Genomic DNA, 17,990 nt, shown 5'->3' with positions numbered 1-17,990 from the left:
ACATCGGTGAAGAAGGTTTCGCAGAACGGGCTGGTGCCGCTGATCATGGTGATCGGGCGCACTTCCACGCCAGGCGTGGTCATGTCGATCAGCATGAAGCTGATGCCACGATGCTTGTCGCTCTTGTCGGTGCGAACAATGGCGAAGCACTTGTCGGCCCACTGGCCGCCGCTGGTCCAGGTCTTCTGGCCATTGACGAGGTAGTGATCGCCCTTGTCCTCGGCAAAGGTCTGCAGGTTCGCGAGGTCCGATCCGGCGTTCGGTTCCGAATAACCCTGGCACCAGCGCACTTCGCCGCGGCAGATCGCGGGGATGTGCTCCAGCTTCTGCTCTTCGCTGCCGTATTCGAGCAGGGTCGGGCCGAACATCATCACACCCATGCCGCCGATCGGGTTGTATGCCCCCGCCTTGGCGAATTCCTGGTCGACGATGCGCGCCTGTCCCTTGGTCAGGCCGCCACCGCCATATTGCTTTGGCCAGGTGGGGGTGCCCCAACCCTTGGCGCCGACTGCTTCGCGCCAGGCCTTCATGGCAGGAGTTTCGTCGGTCGGGCCGTCGACACCGGCAAGGGCATTGCCCTTGTTCTTCAGTTCGGCAGGAAATTTGTCGGCAAGGAAAGCCTGCACTTCTGCGCGGAAGGTCTCCTCGTCAGTATGTGAATCGGCTTCGAGCTGGGTCGCCATGGTTTGGGGTCCTCTCTGTCTCTCTGGCGACTCCCATACCGCAAATTTTGGAGGGACTGAAATACGCTAGGGAAGGGCCTGTTTGCGCCCGTCCTCAGTCCTCCAGCTTGGCCACTTCGGCAAGGACTCGCTCGGTCCATTCGGGGCGGCAAATCAGCAAGTCGGGCATGTAAGTGTTGGCCTGGTTATAGACCAGTGCACTGCCGTCGACGCGGCTGGCATGGAGTCCATGGGCAAGCGCCACCGCAACCGGCGCCGCGCTGTCCCATTCGTACTGCCCGCCAGTATGGAGATAGATCTCCGCCTCACCGCGTACCACTGCCATCGCCTTGGCTCCGGCAGAACCCATGCCGATCAGTTCCGCGCCGATGGCTTCGGCCACTGCAACCGCTTCCTTGGCTGGACGGGTGCGGCTGACGACCATGCGCGGCTTGGCTGCGGCGGCAGGCGTGGCGGTGGGAGCATCGCTGCGCAGCACCACATCGAGCCCAGGTAGTGCGACTGCGCCTACCTCAGGCTTGCCGTCGACGCAAAGCGCAACATGGACTGCCCAGTCGGTCCGTTCCTCGCCATATTCGCGGGTACCGTCGACCGGGTCCACGATCCATACGCGGCTCTTTGACAAGCGCTCGTCGGTGTCCTTGCTTTCTTCGGACAGCAGCCCGTCATCGGGTCGCTGGTGACGCAGCGCATGGACCAGAAACTGATTGGCGGTCTGGTCGCCGGCCGTCCCCAGGCTCTTGCCTTCGAACATGCCGCTGGTGCGAACCTGGATCAGGATCTTGCCTGCGACATCGGCGAGATGGGCGGCAAGTTCGGCGTCGGTCATCGTGGAGTTGTCCCTTGCGCCTGAAAAGGCTTGGGGTCCGCATGGCAGACCGAAACCGCCTTGCGAACCCCAATTAGTGCGCTGTCGAGACCTATGCTGGTTTGCGCGCGAAGATCCCAAAGCCGGCGATGATCGCATAGCAGGCGGCGGGCAGGGCCAGCGCAGCTGCCAGGCCAACCTGGTCCGCCAGTGCGCCATAGATCGTCGGGATCACTGCACCGCCGGCGATGGCGACGTTGATGATGCCCGAGCCATCCGCGGCGCGCGGTCCCAGCTTCTCGCAGGCGAGCGAGAATATAGTCGGAAACATGATCGAGTTCATCAGGCCAACCGCAAGGAGCGAATAGCCGGCGATCACCCCGGTGCTGTTTGCAGAGATGGCGATCAGCGTGATGGCTCCGGTAGCTACCGTTGCCAGCAGCAGGCCCGGGCTGACCATTCGCAACAGGCCGGAGCCGATGAAGCGTCCGACGAGTGCACCGCCCCAATAGAGCGAGATAAGCTTACCCGCATCCTGCTCGCCCAGATTGAGGACCTCGGCCTGCATCAGGTAGCTGACGATGAAGCTGCCGATGGCAACTTCGGCGCCGACGTAAAGAAAGATGCAGGCGGCGCCATAACCGAAGCGCGGACGCTTGAGCAGGGCGATCCCTTCCGCAAGGCTTGATTCATCGTGCTTTTCGCCCTTCAGGCGATTGCGGAAGGCCCATACGATTGCGGCGACGACTGCCAGTGCGGCGGCGAGGCCAAGGTAGCCATTGACGATGGCCTGGCTTTCGGCGGTGCGATAGGCTTGCAGTTCAGCGCCCGACAACTCGGCAGCAGTGACCGTAGCAAGGCTACCGAGGATCAGGACCGATCCGACATAGGGAAAGATCGTGGTGCCTAGCGAATTGAACGCCTGTGCGAAGGTCAGGCGGCTGTGAGTCGTCTTGGCCGGGCCGAGCAGGCTGATCAGCGGGTTGGCGACGATCTGGACCAGCACCACGCCGGTCGCGAGGATGAAATAGGCAAACAGGAACACGCCGAAGACGGCGGTCTGGCTGGCAGGAATGAATAGCAGGCAGCCGACCATCATGGTGAGCAGACCGGCAACCGCGCCGCGCATATAGCCCAGCTTCTTGACCAGCCGTGCGCCGGGGATGCCGACCACAGCATAGGCAATGAAGAAGCAGAACTGCACCAAGCTGGCCTCGAAGAAGCTCAGCGTGAACAGTTCCTTCAATTTGGGAATGATCACGTCGTTGAGCGAGGTGATGCCGCCAAAGATGAAGAACAACGCGAAGACGAAATAGTTGAGGCCGGGTGCGTCGATCGGCGGACCCACTTCCTCGATTGGATTCGGATCGGTGCTGGTCGCAACCCCAGGTGCAAGTGCCATGTTAGATATCCTCCCGTGCCCGGCCTTCAGAAGGGGCCGGTGCAATCCATCTGTGCTGCCTGCGGCACCACCTTGATCGAATCCAGTTCGAATACGAATGCGTCGCTGCTGGCGATCTCTATACCCGTGATATCGCCAGTGGCGAGGCAGGAGAGCGGAACCTCAAGCTCGCGCATGCCCTTGCCTTCGACCAGCGAGAAGGTGGAGGTGAGATCACGCGATCCCGCCGCGTTCGCACCCAGTGCCTTCAGCGTCACCGTTCCGCTGGGCCGATGTTCGACCTGGACCCGCATGCTCAGCGCGGCCGTCTCTGGGAAGGGCAATGCATCCCAGCGCAATTGCAGGGTTGCAGGACCGCTCCACTGCAGGCGCCGCGCATCTTCTTGCGCCCCGATATCGAAAGCGGTCGACTTGAAGCCCGGGCCTGCGCCGACGAGGTTCACCAGGCCGGTGTCGCCGGTGAAGGCCCAGATGCCCGATTGCAGCCCGCGGTCGTAGATTGAAAGGCCGTCCCCGCTCTTAATACCTGAGAGAGAGCATTCGGTAGCCAGCGCGGGGACGGCGGGCTTCGCGGCATAGCTGCCACCGAAGCCCAAGGGGAAAAGGTCTGAGGCGCCGGGTTCGCAACCCGAAGGCCAGGCGAATGACAGCGTGCCGGTGAAATCGCGCGGCGTCTTGCCATCTTTGCCCGCGATCAGCACGTCGGCAACGCCTGCACCTTGCGAACCGGGCAGCCAGGCCGCGACGAAGGCATCGGCCGCGGTCATCTCGGGTCCGACAAACATCGGCCGGCCTGAAAGGAAGACCGCGACTACGGGAACGCCTTGTTCCTTGAGCGCGACAATGGTTTCGATGCCCTTGCCGGTGAAATCGAGGTGGGGGCGATCGCCTTGGAACTCGGCATAGGGGGTTTCGCCGAATACCACGATCGCAACGTCGGGCTTTTCGCTGAAGCTGCCGTCAGCCGATAGCGTGGCCTTTCCGCCGGCCTGGCCTATCGCTTCGGAGATACCGTCCCAAAGCGTCTGGCCATTGGGAAAGTCGGCCTTGGTCACGTCGGTACCCTGCCAGCCGATGGTCCAGCCGCCCGACTGCATCGCCATGTCGTTCGCGCCGGGGCCGGCAACGAGCACCTTGGCGCCGGGCTTGATCGGCAGCACCGATCCCTCGTTCTTGAGCAGCACGAGTGACTTGCTGACCGCCTCGCGAGCGATGGCGAGGTGGGCAGGGGATCCGATTACTGAAAAGTCGCCGCGCTTGTCCGGCTGGCCATCCATCAGGCCGAGCTTGAACTTGACGCGCAGGATGCGGCGGACCGCATCGTCGAGCCGGTCCATCGGAATTTCGCCCGCTTCCGCCCGGCTCAGCAGGCTTTCGTAGAGGCCCTTCCAACTGTCGGGTGCCATGTAGAGGTCCAGGCCGGCAAGAAGCGCAGTCGGGCAATCGGTCGGTTCGCAACCGGGGATCTGGCCATGCGCGTTCCAGTCGCCGACGACCAGTCCTTCGAAGCCCATTCGCTCCTTGAGCGCATCGGTCAGCAACGACCGGTTGCCGTGATGCTTGACACCCTGCCAGCTGGAGAAGCTGGCCATGACGGTCAGGGCACCGGCATCGATGGCGGGTGGGTAACCGGCGGCATGAATACGGACGAGCTCCTCTTCGGAGATTTTCGCGTCACCCTGGTCCTGGCCCTTGTCGGTGCCGCCGTCAGCCAGGAAGTGCTTGGCGGTTGCGGCGACTTTGTCGCGGGCAAGGATCTGACCGGCCACGAGCTCGCCCTGAAGCCCTAGCACCATTTCCTTGCTGTAGGCGGCGACGATGGAAGGATCGGAGCTGTAGCCTTCATAGGCGCGGCCCCAGCGCCCGTCCTGAGGCACGGCCAGGGTCGGGGCAAAGGTCCATTCGATCCCGGTCCCTGCGATCTCTGCCCCGGTGACCACGCCAATGCGATAGATAAGGTCGGGATCGTGCGTCGCGCCTAGGCCGACATTGTGGGGAAACAGCGTCGCGCCGGGAATATTGTTGTGACCATGAACCGCATCCACCCCGAACAGGATGGGGATGGCAACGCCGTCGGCGCGCGGCTGCATCGATACCGCGCGGAACTCACGGATCAGCTTGTCCCAAACTTCGGCGCTTGCGCGATCATTCCCGTGGGGGCCGCTGTTGCCGCCTGCTAGGATCGACCCGAGCGGGTAGGTCTTGAGGTCTTCGGGTTCGATCGAGGAAATATCGCCCTGGACCACCTGGCCGACCTTCTGGGCCAGTGTCATCTTCTCGATCAGGGCGGTGATCGCCGCTTCGGTCGCGGGATCGGTGATCGCTGCGGGGCTATGTGCCTCGGGCCACAGCTCCGCATGGGTCGTACCCGGCGCCCCGGTTGCGGCGTCCGAAGCGCTGGCAACTGCACTTTGATCCGGTACGCAACCGGTCACCGCGAGCGCCGCAACAGAGGCCCACAACCAAACCTTCATCCCCAAATCCCTCCGGTTCTCGAGTTATATTGAGAACGTTCACAACTCTGGTGCCATGGCTGAGGTGGGAGGTCAAGCGCCTAGATGCCGCGCATCGACAAGAGGATCAGGCAGGCTGCGGCTGCCAATGCCGCGAGGAGGAGAAAGAGAGCATGGAAACCGAACATCGGTACCAGCGCCAGGGTGAGCCACGGCATGATGAGCGATGGCACGGTATTGGTCAGGTTGAAGAAACCCAGGTCGCGTCCACGGGTTCGCGCGCGCGGCAGCACGCGTAGTGTCTGGCTAGAATGCAAGGCGAGGAAGACGCTGGTTGCCAGCCCGAACAAGACGTAGCTGCCAATTGCGGTCGGAAGGGTTTCTGCCATCGCCATGGCGACAAGCCCAAGCGATCCCAGCCCTGCCCCAACTGCCAAGGGCAGAACAGGGCGATTGCTACGATCCGACCAACGACCGGCAAACAGAGCGAGCGGGACCGACACGCCGAGCACTACGCTGAATACGGCAGCGGTATCGTTGTCGGTCACGTCCCCGTCGATGCTGCGAAACCAGAACAGCAGAAAGGCGAACAGGGCCGCCTCGGCAACCTGGACGAGGAGGCGAGCCAACCACATGCGAGCAACTGGCGCACGCCTGACCTGTGCAGGTTCTTGCACGGGCGGCGGCTCGTTCATCAGGGCGGGCATTGTAATTGGCCGCCCAAAGACCAGCACGGGCAAGACCATCGCTGCCACTATTATGGCCACCAACGCCAACCTTGCATCCGGCGTCGCCAGTCCAGGCCAGGTTACCAGAGCGCCGGAGAGCGCGCCTAGTGCGGGGGCCAGCGATAGCAATCCCCCCAGCAATCCCTTCTGGCTGTCTGGGACCACATCCCCGGCCCAGGCGGCCAGGGGGCCCAGCATCATGTTTAAAGCCAGCTGCCACGCCACAATCATCGGGATCAGGTCTGTGAGGCTGTCGACCCGGGCCATGGCGATGAGCAGGAAGCCGGACAGCACCACACCGCCGAAGATCCATGGCCGCCGGACACCCGTGCGATCGCTCAGCCAGCCGAACCCGATATTGGCAAGACTCGCGGCAATGGCGCCGGCGAAGGCGGTATAGGCAAGGACTTCAACGCCGTCTGCGCCAGCAAAGCGGGTTACGCGTTCGGGCAGCAGGACCGTGAGGAAAGGCACGTAGGCCACTGCACCTCCGGCGGAGGCCAGGGCATAGAGCCACAGGAATGAATTGGCTTGACGCTGGGCGTCTGGCTCAGCCTCAGCCCTCGGCACGCAGGCTTGCTCGGGCTGTGGAACCGCGCACAACCAGCTCGCCCAACACTACCACGGGCTCTTCGGGCAAGCCGTCCTCGCGGCTGTCGATCAGAAGTTCCACCGCACGCGCAGCTGTCGCGGCAATAGGCTGGTCGAGCGCGGTGAGCGGAGGTTGGGTGAAGCGGACGAGCGGCGTGTTGTCGAAGCTGACGACGGAAAGGTCGTCGGGCACTTCAAGTCCGCGTTCGCGGGCAACGGCAAGCGTCGCCAGCGCCATTTGCGCGCTGCTGGCAATGATCGCGGTCGGTGGAGATGGCTTATCGAGAAGTGCCCTTGCGGCAAGCTCTCCGCTTTCGAATCCGAAGTCGCCCCGCTCGCAGAGATCTTCCGTGGAGAGACCAGCCTTTCCCATCGCGGCTTCCCAGCCGTCGATACGCCAACCGGCCAGTGCATATTCCTCGGGTCCCGCGATGAAGCCGATGCGGCTATGGCCAAGGCTGACGAGATGTTCGGTTGCCAGCGCCGCCAGATGCTCGTCACCCATGGTCATCGGGACGCCCGGGCCCGGTGCCTTTGAGCCAATGCGAGCGAACGGAATATTGCGCTTGGCAAGCAAGTTGGTGATCAGCGGATTCTCGGAGTGCGGCGGAGTGAGGATGACCCCATCCGGCTGGAGCGCGGCGATGGTCGCACTCAGTTCGCGCTCGACATGGTCGCTGTGGGTGTCGACCAATTCCACCAACATGCGATACCCGCGCTCATCACAGGTGAGCATGCCACCAAGCAGCATCTGGTCGACCCAGTCGGTACCTTCGCGCGCGCGCCAGTCGGCAATGGTGCGCTCGCGGTCGTTGATGGCCAGGATCATGTATGACCGCGATCCGCTCATCCGTTGAGCGGCGATCGAGGGGACATAACCGAGCTTGTCGATACTTGCCTGAACCCGCTCCTTCATCTCGGGCCGGACGTTGGGTTCATTGTTGATGACACGGCTGACCGTCTGCAGGGAAACCCCCGCATCGGCCGCGACATGCTTGATCGTAACTGCCTGGCGGCGCCGAGCCATGGTCTACTTAATCCTCTTTCGTCCGTAGCATCGTCACCGCATCAGCTCGATTTGCACAAGCCCGGATCAAGCTGCCTCCACTTCCTTTGCACCGCAATACTGTGCCACATACTGGTAATGCGCAGGCAGGGCGGCGACGGTACTTGCCACGTTCTCACGCAGGCTAGCAAGGAAGCGTGTCAGTTCTTCATCGCTCATCTTGCGGGCGATCGGGTGGTGCGCCTTCGGCATGATGCCCTGGCCCATCATTACCTGCACCCAGCTGTTTTCAACGAAGAGCTCTTCATTCTTGCGGAAGACGCGCCCTGTTTCGCGGAATAGTTCGATTTTCTGCTGCAGTGTGTCGGGGATCTCCATCGCCGCGCATTGCCGCCAGAAAGGGCTGTCGCGCCGGTCGGTCGCTTTATAGTGCAGGATCAGGAAGTCCCGAACCTGGACCATATCGGTCAGTTGCTGCTCGTTGAACTCGGCCACATCGCGTTCGCTCACCTCGCCCGCAGGCATCATCCGCAGCAGGCGCAGGATGGCACGCTGGATCAGGTGAATACTGGTCGATTCCAGCGGCTCCAGGAAACCACCGGAAAGCCCCACGGCAATACAATTGCGATGCCACTGCTTGCGCCGCGCGCCAGTGACGAAGGGGATTGCGTTGGGCTGGGTCAGCGGCTCGCCCTCGATGGTCGAGAGCAGCCGGTCGAGCGCCGCTTCTTTGGACAGATAACGGCTGCAATAGACAATTCCGTTGCCCTGCCGATGCTGCAGCGGGATGCGCCATTGCCACCCTGAATCATGGGCGATTGCACGGGTATAGGGGATCGGCGGGCGCACGCTGGTGGTCTGGACTGCAATGGCGCTGTCGCATGGCAAGTAATGGCGCCAGTCGTCGTACCCCACATGCAGCGCTCCTTCGATCAGCAGCGCGCGGAAGCCCGTACAATCGAGGAACAATTCACCTTCGATCCGCTTGCCGTTATCGAGCAGAAGAGCAGCGATGTTGCCGCTCTCGGCATCGAGCTGCACTTCGGCGATCCGACCTTCCACGCGTGTGCATCCCGCTTCCTCGGCCAGCCGCCGCAGGTAGGCGGCGTAGCGGGTCGCATCGAGCTGGTATGCGTAATTCAATCTATCGTCGGGCAGGTGCGCGAATTTGTTTGCATAGGCTGCCTGCAGCTCGATGCAGTAATCATCATAGCTCTCGCTGTGACCGCGTTGCAGACCTTCCATCCAGAAGTGCTGGAATCCAGCCGTCCAATGATCGCGCCCGGTTGAACCGAATGAATGGAAATACTTCTCCCCATCGACCCGCCAATTCTCGAACTCGATCCCGAGTTTGAAGGTTGCCTGCGTCTCGCGCATGAACTCGTTCTCGGGGATACCGAGGATGCGGTTGAAATTGACCAGCGGCGGGATAGTGCTTTCGCCCACGCCGACGGTCCCGATCGCATCCGATTCAACCAGGGTCAGCTCGACTGCGTCACCCATGGTGCGGGCGATTGCCGCGGCAGCCATCCACCCGGCGGTTCCGCCTCCCGCGATTACGATACGCTTGCGCGGCTGGGTGCTGTTCATCGGTTGAGTGTCCTCAGCAGGAAGGCGCGGATCTGTCCGGCGGTTTCGGGGGTAAGCGGCGCGAGAATGCCACGCGCGGGTTCGGGAATATGCTCGGTGACTTCGGGTCCGGCGTCGAAGACGTAATGGTCGAACAACTCGCGCCAGATCGCCTTCTCGGCGTCGGGCATGTCCCGCAGCGCAAGGATGGCGTGGTTTAGCGCTTCCTGCGGATGGCCGAGAAAGGCTGGCGTGTCGCGCCACCAGTAATTGACGAGGATGTTGAACGCATCCAATCCCTCGACGTGATGCCACCACATGGAGGGGATGTAGATTGCGTCGCCCGGCTCAAGCTCGGTCACTTGTGCATGCTCGAGCGCTTCCGAAAAGCGGGGGTAGGCGGTCAGATCCGGCGCATGAAAGTCGACCATGCTCACCGTCCGTCCAGCCGGCGTATTTTCGATCGGACCGAGATATAGGTTCTTGTATTGCTCTGGCGGGAACACGGTAAAGCGCCGTCGGCCCACGGCACAACAGGCCAGATTTCGCGGGACGTCATTGTGCGCGGCGACGCGGGTTGCGTTGCCGATCCAGATCCGCTCGAGCGGGGCCCGATCCAGCACGGGCGAGAGGTTCTCCTCGGCGAGGTTGTGGAAGAAGCTGCGCATATCGACCGAAGTGAGGTAGATGGCCGGGGCGTCGGAGCGACCTTCATTGTCATCGAAGCCGCGGAAAATATCGGCCAGTTTTCCCTTCGCGGTCTGGAAGTTCATCCCGAAGTCGTCGTCGTAGAACAGGCGCCCGTCGCGGCCGGGTTGGCCCAGGCTTACCGTGAAGGGCACGGGACGCGCACGCTCAATGAGGTATTGCCGCGCTGCGCGTGGTGAAACCTTGCTCGCCTGAACCAGGGGCCAGTCACGCACCAGCCCGCGCACCACGAAAGGGCCGGTCGCTTGATCAAGCAGCTCGGCCAGCGCTGAAGCATCGGAAACCTCGCGCTCTTCGATGTGCCGCATCGAAGCGAAGATCGAAGGATCGGCTTCAGCCACCGGCGATCCGAGCCTCCTTGCGTGCGATGAGTCCGGAAAACTGGGACAGCGAGGCGAGGGCCATGAAGATCGGCATCAGATGCCCTTCGCTGTGGAGGTCGCCCAGCGCATCGGCGTCGAGCGCCCGCAGCTTCTCCTCATCGATGATGTGAAAGCCGTAGAGCGTGTTTCGCGATCCATCGCTCAGCGGCACTTCAAGCGTGAAGGGCTCGAGCAGTTCGTGGCGATCGAGTGCCGCGAAAAAGTCCGCGCTCAGCTCATAGCCTTGGTGCAGGGCGCCGAGCAGTTCGGCGATCCTCTCAAGGAATGGGGTCGGCTTGCCGAATTCGTCGAACACACGCGTACCTTCGCCAGTGGAGGAGATACGCGGGTGATCCATGTCGATGTGAACCTGTCCTTCGCCCTGGCCGGAAGCCGGACGACCAACAAGGAATGGCTGGATCGCCATTGACAACGGGCGATAGTCCGTGCCCCACTCGCCATCAGCAAGGAACAGGTTCTCGCCATTCTCGAACCCGAATAGCGCGAGCGCAGAGAAACGGTCACTGGCCGCGTCGCGCTTGAAGACAATCGGGTATTCGCCCTGTACACTGCGGAACTCGGTCGGGACGACCAAGGCGGCCATAGCAGCATCGCCAAAGGCTGCGTCTGCGTGCGTATGAATGCGCAACTCGCCATGCTCGGCAGAATTCAGGATCTGGTGGTTGCTCATGATCGGGCTAGCTCTCCTTGTAACGTTGCTGTCGGCGATTGGGCCAGAGCATCGAAGTAGGCACGGTTGGTGGGTAGGGCGGCGGCTATGCCTCGGGCGCGTTCGCGCACTTCGGAGAGGCGAGCCATCGCATCCGATGTCTCCCGCGCAGGGCGGGGTGATGGCACGGGAAAGCCCATGCCATAGAGAACGTATTGCTGGCTGGCGGCCGAAAAGACCTCATCCACTTGCGGAAAATCCCAAGGTGATGGCGGCTGTTCGCGCCACAGGGCCAGTTGGTTGGCAAGGCGCTGTGGCATGCGTGCCGGGTCGCGCTGAGCCAGCCAATAGGGCTCCTCGCGTTGGCTGAGGGCGTAGTGCAGCTTGAGGAAGTCGACGATCCGCTCCCACCGATAGGTAAAGAGTGCGTTGAACCGCTCGGCGTGAATGGGAAGCGTCGCGAAGGAGGCGGGGAAGTTTTCCGCCAACGCGCGGACAGAAAGCTCGATCATGACAATTGCGGACGCTTCGAGCGGCTCGATGAAACCGGCGGATTGACCCACGGCTAGGCAGTTGCCCTGCCAGAAGCGCTCGCGGTAGCCGGTGGGGAAGGACAGCTTGCGCGGAACGAGTGATAAGGAATCCGACCCCGGTACCTTTTCCGCGATATATTGGCGCAGGATGCGTTCGGCGTCGTCATCGTCGAGGAAACGAGAGGCATAGACGCAGCCAATGCCGCGCCTGGTCGGCAAAGCGATATCCCACAACCAACCTGCTTGATGCGCAGTGCCGATCGTTTGCGAGGCAATGGGGCTGCCCGGCTCCACGGGAACCTGAACCGCCAGGGCGCTATTATTCGGTGAAACGTCAGAGCGGTCGATCCAATCGCTGCCGCAATGGTTCTGTATGAGGATCGCGCGAGACCCGCTGCAATCGAGGAAGAAGTCACCTTCGAGCATGCCGCGTTCGGCCAGTTCAATTGACTCAATCCGCTGAGGGGTTCCGCGGACCGTGACGACCCGGTCGCTCAGATGGATGACGCCCAGTCGGTTGGTGGCATGGCAGCGCAGCAAGGCAGCGAACTTGCCTGCATCGAGGTGGTATCCGTAGTTCACCGCACCGGCGAAGTCGGGCATGGCGCGCTGTCGTGGCGCTAGGCCGTGGGCGCAGGCGGCTGCTTGCGCTGTCATCGCACCGGCGAAATCCAGCCCAGGCGCAGCTTCCCGCCACGCGTCGAGCAACTGCCCCATGTTACCGAGGGGTGGAGGTGTGAAGGGGTGGAGGTAGCTGTCGTCCGCCGCGCCGGTCGTCCAGCCATCGAAGCGCGAGCCCTGCTTGAACGAGGCATCACATGCGAGCAGGAATTCCTGCTCTGCAATGCCGATCATGCGCAGCGTTTCGCGCAAGGTTGGCCAGCTTCCTTCTCCGACGCCAATGGTCGGGATGTCCGGAGCCTCGACGAGCGTGATTGCCAATTCGGGCCGACGCGCCGCGAGGACGCAGGCCGCGAGCCACCCTGCGGTCCCGCCACCCACGATCACCAGATTTGCGATGCGTTCGCTCATCGTCTGCCATCCATAGCCCGTTCTATGGCCGGTCCGAAAGAGAAGAGCCGCACTGCGCGGGCTGTGCGGCTCTTCCATACGGTCGGCCGGGGGGCGCGGGGCCCCCGCGTCCGGTTACCAGGTGAAGCGCACCCCTGCGGCGTAACGGGCGTAGCCCGGCGCTGCAAAGAAGATCGCCTGATCGTTCCGGCGAGTACCCGTGCGGTCTTCGTTGAAGATGTTGATACCTTCGACGAAGACGGTGAGTCCGTCCTTGAACTCGTAGCTCGCGCTGGCGTCTACCTGACCATAGGATTCGATGTAGTACGGATCCTGGTCGTAACCGGCGAGGAACTTGTCACGCCAGTTGTAGGCGACACGGGCCTGGAAGCCGTTCTTGTCATAGAAGGCCACTGCGTTGGCACTGTCGCTCGCCCCGGGCACCGCAAACTGGGTTACAGTCCACGGCAGGGTGTTGTCGAACGAGGTGTCGCTGCTGATCACCGTGTAGTTCAGGATCACGCCGAAGCCGGTATCCCAGAAGTTGTGCTGGAGGGCGAATTCCCAACCCCACAGGCTGGCACTCTGGTCGCTATTGAACGGCTGGCTGAAGGTGAAGACGACGTCCGGATCGCCCGTACGGCCTATAACACCGCCGTTCGAACCGACATTGGGATCATAGTCGGCCGGGCGATTGACTCTGACCCAATCCACAATCTGGTCGAAGGTGGCGTTGGCACCAAGAGCCGCGCGCGCCGCCTGGGCTGCCGCACCCTGTGACGGATCGGGAAGATCAAACAGTGGGGTCTGCGTGGTACCGCCACCGATGAAGTTCTTCACGTCCTTGTGGAAGAACCCGACTGAGAAGTAGCTGGCATTGTCGTAGTACCACTCTGCCGAGAGATCGATATTCTTCGACTTGTAAGGCAGCAGGTTCGGGTTGCCCGCGCTGGCCTGGCTACCACCGGCGCCAACGCGCAGCGGCGTTGCGAGAGTGATGCCGCCCTGCAGGTTGTTATACGTCGGACGCGTGATGGTATGGCTGTAGGAAGCGCGCAGCACCACATCGTCGAACGGTTCGAGGCTGAAATCGACGGCCGGTAGCCAGTTGTCATACTTGCCGGTCAGGGTCGAAGTACCACCAGGCGTGCTGATCAGGCTGATTTCGTTCTGCGCGGCCCAGACGGTTCCGGTCGGCGTAGGCGTGAGTGCCGAAGAATCGACCGTCGTTTCTTCGTAACGCAGGCCCAGCCGCAGGCTGCCCTCTGCGTCACCCAGGCTGAACGTGTGGAACGACTGGATGTATGGAGCGATCGTCTCTTCGCGGATGCTGCGATCCGTGTCGAACGGTGCAAGGCAGGTATCGCCCGGTGCGCGATCACAGATGCCCAACTGACTGTCGAGCAGCTGAATCAGGCGACCCGTATCGATCTGGAAGTAGGTCGGGATGATCGACGGATTGTTGCCGCCGCCGAGGCCCGAAATGTCACCCGGCAGATCGCGCGGATTGAACAGATCGTCTGGGGTGTCGGCCGCGCTCAGCGTGCCGCCCCAAGTGTCGTTCTGGATCACGCCGAATGCGCTGCGAACCTTGTTCTCGACATAGGTGACGCCGAAATCGAGGCTTTCGATGAAGGACGCATCGAAATCATAGCTGCCGCGGAAGCTTACTTCGTTGATTTCATCGCGGAAATAGGCGTTGCGGAATGCATTGCCCGCTGGGCGAATGTTCGATGCGGCAATTTCGCTACCCGGATACAGGTCGACCGAAATTATCGGAAGCGAGCTGGTGTAGTCGACGCTTTGCGAGCGAACACCGAAGATTGCCGTGCCCACCGCGATACCGCTGCCATAGGGCGAGGTTGGCTTGGACTCGGCGGTCGAATGGTGCCCATCGAGCTCGAGCTTGAGGCCACCCAGACCTTCCCAGGCGATGTTGCCGCCGATCGAGTGGTTGATGCTGCGGTTGGAACCCACTGCACCGGTGATCGCAAGGTCCTTGCCTTCGCCAGCGGTGAAGTTTTCCGAGTAGAAGTTGGCGCCAGCTGCCGGGCCATCGGTCCAACTGCTCGACGTATCATTGTGGTTGAACCACACGCCGATGCTGTCCTGGCGGCTGTTGAAGGTGTTTTGCGAGAAGATGTAGTCAGCCCGCAGTTTCAGCGTATCGGTCGGCGCGAATTCGAGCACTGCCTGTGCATTGAAGCGCTTGCGGCGGAAATTGAAGAAGTCGTAGGCGACGTTCTGCGGGACCTGATAGACATCGGTCGGCCCCGGGCGGTTCTCGATATTGGCGAAACGCGGGTCACCCTGCTGCGCGAGCGTGCCCCAGTTGTTTTCCGCGCCGGTATAACCCGGGCGCCAGTTGCCGGTGACGAACTGCGCCTGGCTGCCCTTGCGATCCTGGTAGGAGCCGGCAAGGAGGATGCCGATCCGGTCATCAGCGAAAGTCTGGCTGACGATACCCGAGACCTCAGGGGTGACGTCGGTACCTTCAAAGCGCGATGTATCATAGACGCCCTTTACGCCAATGCTGCCCTGGAAGCCCGGGCGATCCAGCGGACGCGGGGTCTTGATGTTGATGACAGAGCCGATGCCGCCGGTCGGAAGCGAAGCGCGGCCCGACTTGTAGACCTCGACGCCAGCGACGCCTTCCGAAGCCAGGTTGGCAAAATCGAAGCTGCGCGACGATGGAGCGGAGAAGCCGTCACCCAGAGTCGACGTCGGCATTTGGCGACCGTTGACCACCACCAGGTTGAAGTCCGGCCCGAAGCCACGCACGGTAACGGTCGAACCTTCACCGCTCGAGCGGTCGATCGAAACGCCGGTGATGCGCTGAAGCGATTCGGCGAGGTTGGTGTCAGGGAACTTGCCGATGTCTTCAGCCGAGATGGCATCGACCACGCCGACAGCATCGCGCTTGATGTTCATGGCGTCCTGCAGCGATGCGCGGATGCCTGAGACGACGATGACGTTCTCTTCAGAACTGTCTTCCGCCGCGTCCTGAGCCATGGCGGGTGTGGCTGCTGCGCCGAGTGCAACCACGGATGCCGTCGCCATGAAGTTCACGAACGAGGGCTTGCGCTTCCAGGTCATTACCGATTCTCCTCCCTAATCCATGCATTTAACTCGCACGGATGTCTAAATGTGAACGTTCACCTAGTTGATAACGTTCACTTGGTCAACGCAAGCAAGGCAAGTTTGATCACAAAATTGCACGTGTGTGGCAAATGTGTTGCAATTCTTGCGCGCCACCAGAGGCACTGCCGCTGCGCGCGGGAGCAATCTCCGTTGCCGTAAGGGAAGAGCCAGATGGGGGCAATCGCTGGATTCCGAAGCGCTAGACTCGCGGGCCTTGCGCCGATACCGGTCTCAAAAAGCAACTTGGGAGAGTGACCGCCATGAAGACCCGTATCACCGAACTGTTCGGCATCGAACATCCAATTATCCAGGGTGGCATGCACTATGTCGGCTTTGCGGAAATGGCCTCTGCGGTATCGAACGCGGGAGGGCTAGGCATCATCACCGCGCTCACTCTGGGTACGCCTGAAAAGCTGGCAAACGAGATCGCCAAGTGCAGGGATATGACTGACAAGCCCTTTGGCGTGAACCTGACATTCCTGCCCACGGTCAACGCGCCGGATTATCCGGGGTTGGTCCGCGTCATTATCGAAGGTGGGGTCAAGGTGGTCGAGACTGCAGGCAATAACCCTGTCCAGGTATTGCCATTCTTCAAGGATGCCGGGGTCAAGGTGATCCACAAATGCACCAGCGTGCGCCACAGCCTCAAGGCCCAGGCGATCGGCTGCGACGCCGTGAGTGTCGATGGCTTCGAATGCGGCGGCCATCCGGGCGAAGATGACGTGCCCAACATGATCCTGTTGCCGCGTGCGGCCGACGAATTGGAAATCCCCTTTGTTGCGAGCGGCGGCCAGGCCGACGCGCGCAGCCTCGTCGCCAGCCTCGCCATGGGTGCTGACGGGATCAACATGGGCACGCGCTTCATTGCGACCAAGGAAGCGCCAGTACACGAGAACGTTAAGCGGGCGATCGTTGCGGCGAGCGAGCTCGACACCCGCCTTGTCATGCGCCCGCTGCGCAACACCGAGCGCGTCATGACCAATGATGCGGTCGAGCGGCTGCTGGAGAAGGAGCGCAAGCTTGGCCCCGACCTCAAGTTCGAGGATATCATCGAAGAGGTTGCGGGTGTCTATCCGCGCATCATGACGCAGGGCGACATGGACGCTGGCGCCTGGTCCTGCGGCATGGTCGCAGGCCTGATCAACGATATCCCGACCTGCAAGGAGCTCATCGATCGGATCATGAGCGAAGCGGACCAGATCATCCGCGGCCGGCTCGCCGGTTTCGTCAACGCCTGAGGACTGACACCACCATGCTCGATACCAGCCAGCGCTTTGCCTATAACGAAGACCACGAAGCCTTTCGCGACACTGTCCGCAAGGTCTTTGCGGAGCACATGACCCCCTATCTCGACCAGCATGAGGCGGACGGCATCGTCCCTCGCTCGGCCTGGAAGGCTTTGGGCGAAGCGGGCATGCTGTGCCCGACCGTGAAGGAAGAGAACGGCGGCCTAGGCCTCGATTTCGGCTTCAACTGCGTGCTGTGCGAGGAACTGTCCTATCTCGGCAGCTCGGCGGGCTTCACGTTGCAGAACGATATCACTGCCAATTACATCGAACGCCTCGGCACCGATGAGCAGCGCGCGAAGTACCTCCCGGGCATGGTTTCGGGCGATGTGATCTCGGCCATCGCCATGACAGAGCCGGGGGCGGGTAGCGACCTTCAGGGCATCCGCACCACCGCGGTGAAGGATGGCAATCATCTCGTGGTCAATGGGTCCAAGACCTACATCACCAATGGCCAGAACGCCGATGTGATCATTGTGGTTGCCAAGACCGATCCGACGCAGGGGGCCAAGGGCACCACGCTGGTTCTGGTCGACGCCGACACTCCGGGTTTCGAGCGCGGGCGCAACCTCGACAAGATCGGCCAGCATTCGGCCGATACGTCCGAATTGTTTTTCAACGACTGCCGTGTGCCGATGACCAATATCCTGGGCGGCGAAGGTCGCGGCTTCATCCACTTGATGGAGGAACTGCCGCAGGAACGCCTGGGCATCGCGGTGGGTGCGCAGGCCGCGGCGCAGCGGGCGTTTGACGAGGCGGTCAAGTTCACCAAGGACCGCAAGGCGTTTGGGAAGACCGTGTTCGAATTCCAGAACACCAAATTCGTCCTTGCCGACCTCAAGGCGAAGATCCAGGTGGGTTGGGCGCATCTCGATTGGGCGATCAGCAAGCATTTGCGCGGCGAGCTCACCACCGACGAGGCGAGCGCGGCCAAGCTGTGGCATACCGACCTGCAATGGGAAGCCTGCGACAAGGCGCTCCAGCTGCATGGCGGCGCGGGCTACATGAACGAATATGCGATCGCCCGCCTGTGGCGCGA

13 protein-coding genes are annotated in these 17,990 nt (G+C 62.0%); 2 read left to right on the top strand and 11 right to left on the bottom strand.

Features of this window, described 5'->3' with window-relative positions; genetic code table 11:
• The 11 genes from AAFM29_RS14215 to AAFM29_RS14165 all read right to left on the bottom strand — a co-directional run.
• Nucleotides 1-683, bottom strand: a 683-nt coding sequence (locus AAFM29_RS14215) for an acyl-CoA dehydrogenase family protein (protein WP_341713448.1), incomplete at its 3' end; no start/stop codon positions are given.
• Nucleotides 684-777: 94 nt separating this feature from the next.
• Nucleotides 778-1,512: a 3'(2'),5'-bisphosphate nucleotidase CysQ gene (locus tag AAFM29_RS14210; protein ID WP_341713447.1), complete on the bottom strand. Its 735-nt coding sequence runs from the start codon at nt 1,510-1,512 to the stop codon at nt 778-780.
• Nucleotides 1,513-1,603: 91 nt separating this feature from the next.
• Nucleotides 1,604-2,893 carry a sugar MFS transporter gene (locus AAFM29_RS14205; RefSeq protein ID WP_341713446.1) on the bottom strand — a complete coding sequence of 430 codons (1,290 nt, stop codon included), beginning with the start codon at nt 2,891-2,893 and terminating at the stop codon, nt 1,604-1,606.
• A gap of 26 nt (nt 2,894-2,919) precedes the next feature.
• Nucleotides 2,920-5,367 carry a glycoside hydrolase family 3 N-terminal domain-containing protein gene (locus AAFM29_RS14200; RefSeq protein ID WP_341713445.1) on the bottom strand — a complete coding sequence of 816 codons (2,448 nt, stop codon included), beginning with the start codon at nt 5,365-5,367 and terminating at the stop codon, nt 2,920-2,922.
• A gap of 80 nt (nt 5,368-5,447) precedes the next feature.
• Nucleotides 5,448-6,557 (bottom strand): MFS transporter, encoded by a 1,110-nt coding sequence (locus AAFM29_RS14195; protein ID WP_341713444.1) that lies wholly within the window; start codon nt 6,555-6,557, stop codon nt 5,448-5,450.
• Nucleotides 6,558-6,630: 73 nt separating this feature from the next.
• Nucleotides 6,631-7,692 (bottom strand): LacI family DNA-binding transcriptional regulator, encoded by a 1,062-nt coding sequence (locus AAFM29_RS14190; RefSeq protein ID WP_341713443.1) that lies wholly within the window; start codon nt 7,690-7,692, stop codon nt 6,631-6,633.
• Nucleotides 7,693-7,758: 66 nt separating this feature from the next.
• Nucleotides 7,759-9,261 carry a tryptophan halogenase family protein gene (locus AAFM29_RS14185; protein WP_341713442.1) on the bottom strand — a complete coding sequence of 501 codons (1,503 nt, stop codon included), beginning with the start codon at nt 9,259-9,261 and terminating at the stop codon, nt 7,759-7,761.
• Nucleotides 9,258-10,289, bottom strand: coding sequence for a cupin-like domain-containing protein (locus AAFM29_RS14180; RefSeq protein WP_341713441.1), 1,032 nt, complete (start codon nt 10,287-10,289; stop codon nt 9,258-9,260). The genes AAFM29_RS14185 and AAFM29_RS14180 overlap by 4 nt, the downstream gene beginning before the upstream one ends.
• Nucleotides 10,282-11,001, bottom strand: a complete 720-nt coding sequence (locus tag AAFM29_RS14175; RefSeq protein ID WP_341713440.1) for a SapC family protein — start codon at nt 10,999-11,001, stop codon at nt 10,282-10,284. Before AAFM29_RS14175 ends, AAFM29_RS14180 begins: the two co-directional genes overlap by 8 nt.
• Nucleotides 10,998-12,545, bottom strand: a complete 1,548-nt coding sequence (locus tag AAFM29_RS14170) for a tryptophan halogenase family protein (RefSeq protein ID WP_341713439.1) — start codon at nt 12,543-12,545, stop codon at nt 10,998-11,000. The genes AAFM29_RS14175 and AAFM29_RS14170 overlap by 4 nt, the downstream gene beginning before the upstream one ends.
• A gap of 114 nt (nt 12,546-12,659) precedes the next feature.
• A complete protein-coding gene (locus AAFM29_RS14165; protein WP_341713438.1) occupies nt 12,660-15,620 on the bottom strand; it encodes a TonB-dependent receptor in 2,961 nt (986 codons plus the stop codon).
• Between the two features lie 305 nt (nt 15,621-15,925).
• On the opposite strand from AAFM29_RS14165, the gene AAFM29_RS14160 reads away from it, so the two are divergent.
• On the top strand, nt 15,926-16,903 hold the full coding sequence (locus AAFM29_RS14160) for a nitronate monooxygenase family protein (RefSeq protein ID WP_341713437.1): 978 nt from the start codon (nt 15,926-15,928) through the stop codon (nt 16,901-16,903).
• A 14-nt stretch (nt 16,904-16,917) separates the two neighbouring features.
• The coding region (locus AAFM29_RS14155; protein ID WP_341713436.1) for an acyl-CoA dehydrogenase family protein at nt 16,918-17,990 on the top strand (1,073 nt) is incomplete at its 3' end.

It is taken from the genome of Erythrobacter sp., from assembly GCF_038133525.1.
In the GTDB taxonomy this organism is placed as follows: Bacteria; Pseudomonadota; Alphaproteobacteria; order Sphingomonadales; family Sphingomonadaceae; genus Qipengyuania.
The sequence above is the reverse complement of the archived record's forward strand: the minus strand, read 5'-3'. Positions and strand labels throughout refer to the sequence as shown.

Bases quoted from the DNA above. Each gene is read 5' to 3' on its own strand.
- AAFM29_RS14210 (WP_341713447.1), bottom strand. From the start codon at position 1,512: ATGACCGACGCCGAACTTGCCGCCCATCTCGCCGATGTCGCAGGCAAG.
- AAFM29_RS14205 (WP_341713446.1), bottom strand. From the start codon at position 2,893: ATGGCACTTGCACCTGGGGTTGCGACCAGCACCGATCCGAATCCAATC.
- AAFM29_RS14200 (WP_341713445.1), bottom strand. From the start codon at position 5,367: ATGAAGGTTTGGTTGTGGGCCTCTGTTGCGGCGCTCGCGGTGACCGGT.
- AAFM29_RS14190 (WP_341713443.1), bottom strand. From the start codon at position 7,692: ATGGCTCGGCGCCGCCAGGCAGTTACGATCAAGCATGTCGCGGCCGAT.
- AAFM29_RS14185 (WP_341713442.1), bottom strand. From the start codon at position 9,261: ATGAACAGCACCCAGCCGCGCAAGCGTATCGTAATCGCGGGAGGCGGA.
- AAFM29_RS14175 (WP_341713440.1), bottom strand. From the start codon at position 11,001: ATGAGCAACCACCAGATCCTGAATTCTGCCGAGCATGGCGAGTTGCGC.
- AAFM29_RS14170 (WP_341713439.1), bottom strand. From the start codon at position 12,545: ATGAGCGAACGCATCGCAAATCTGGTGATCGTGGGTGGCGGGACCGCA.
- AAFM29_RS14165 (WP_341713438.1), bottom strand. From the start codon at position 15,620: ATGACCTGGAAGCGCAAGCCCTCGTTCGTGAACTTCATGGCGACGGCA.
- AAFM29_RS14160 (WP_341713437.1), top strand. From the start codon at position 15,926: ATGAAGACCCGTATCACCGAACTGTTCGGCATCGAACATCCAATTATC.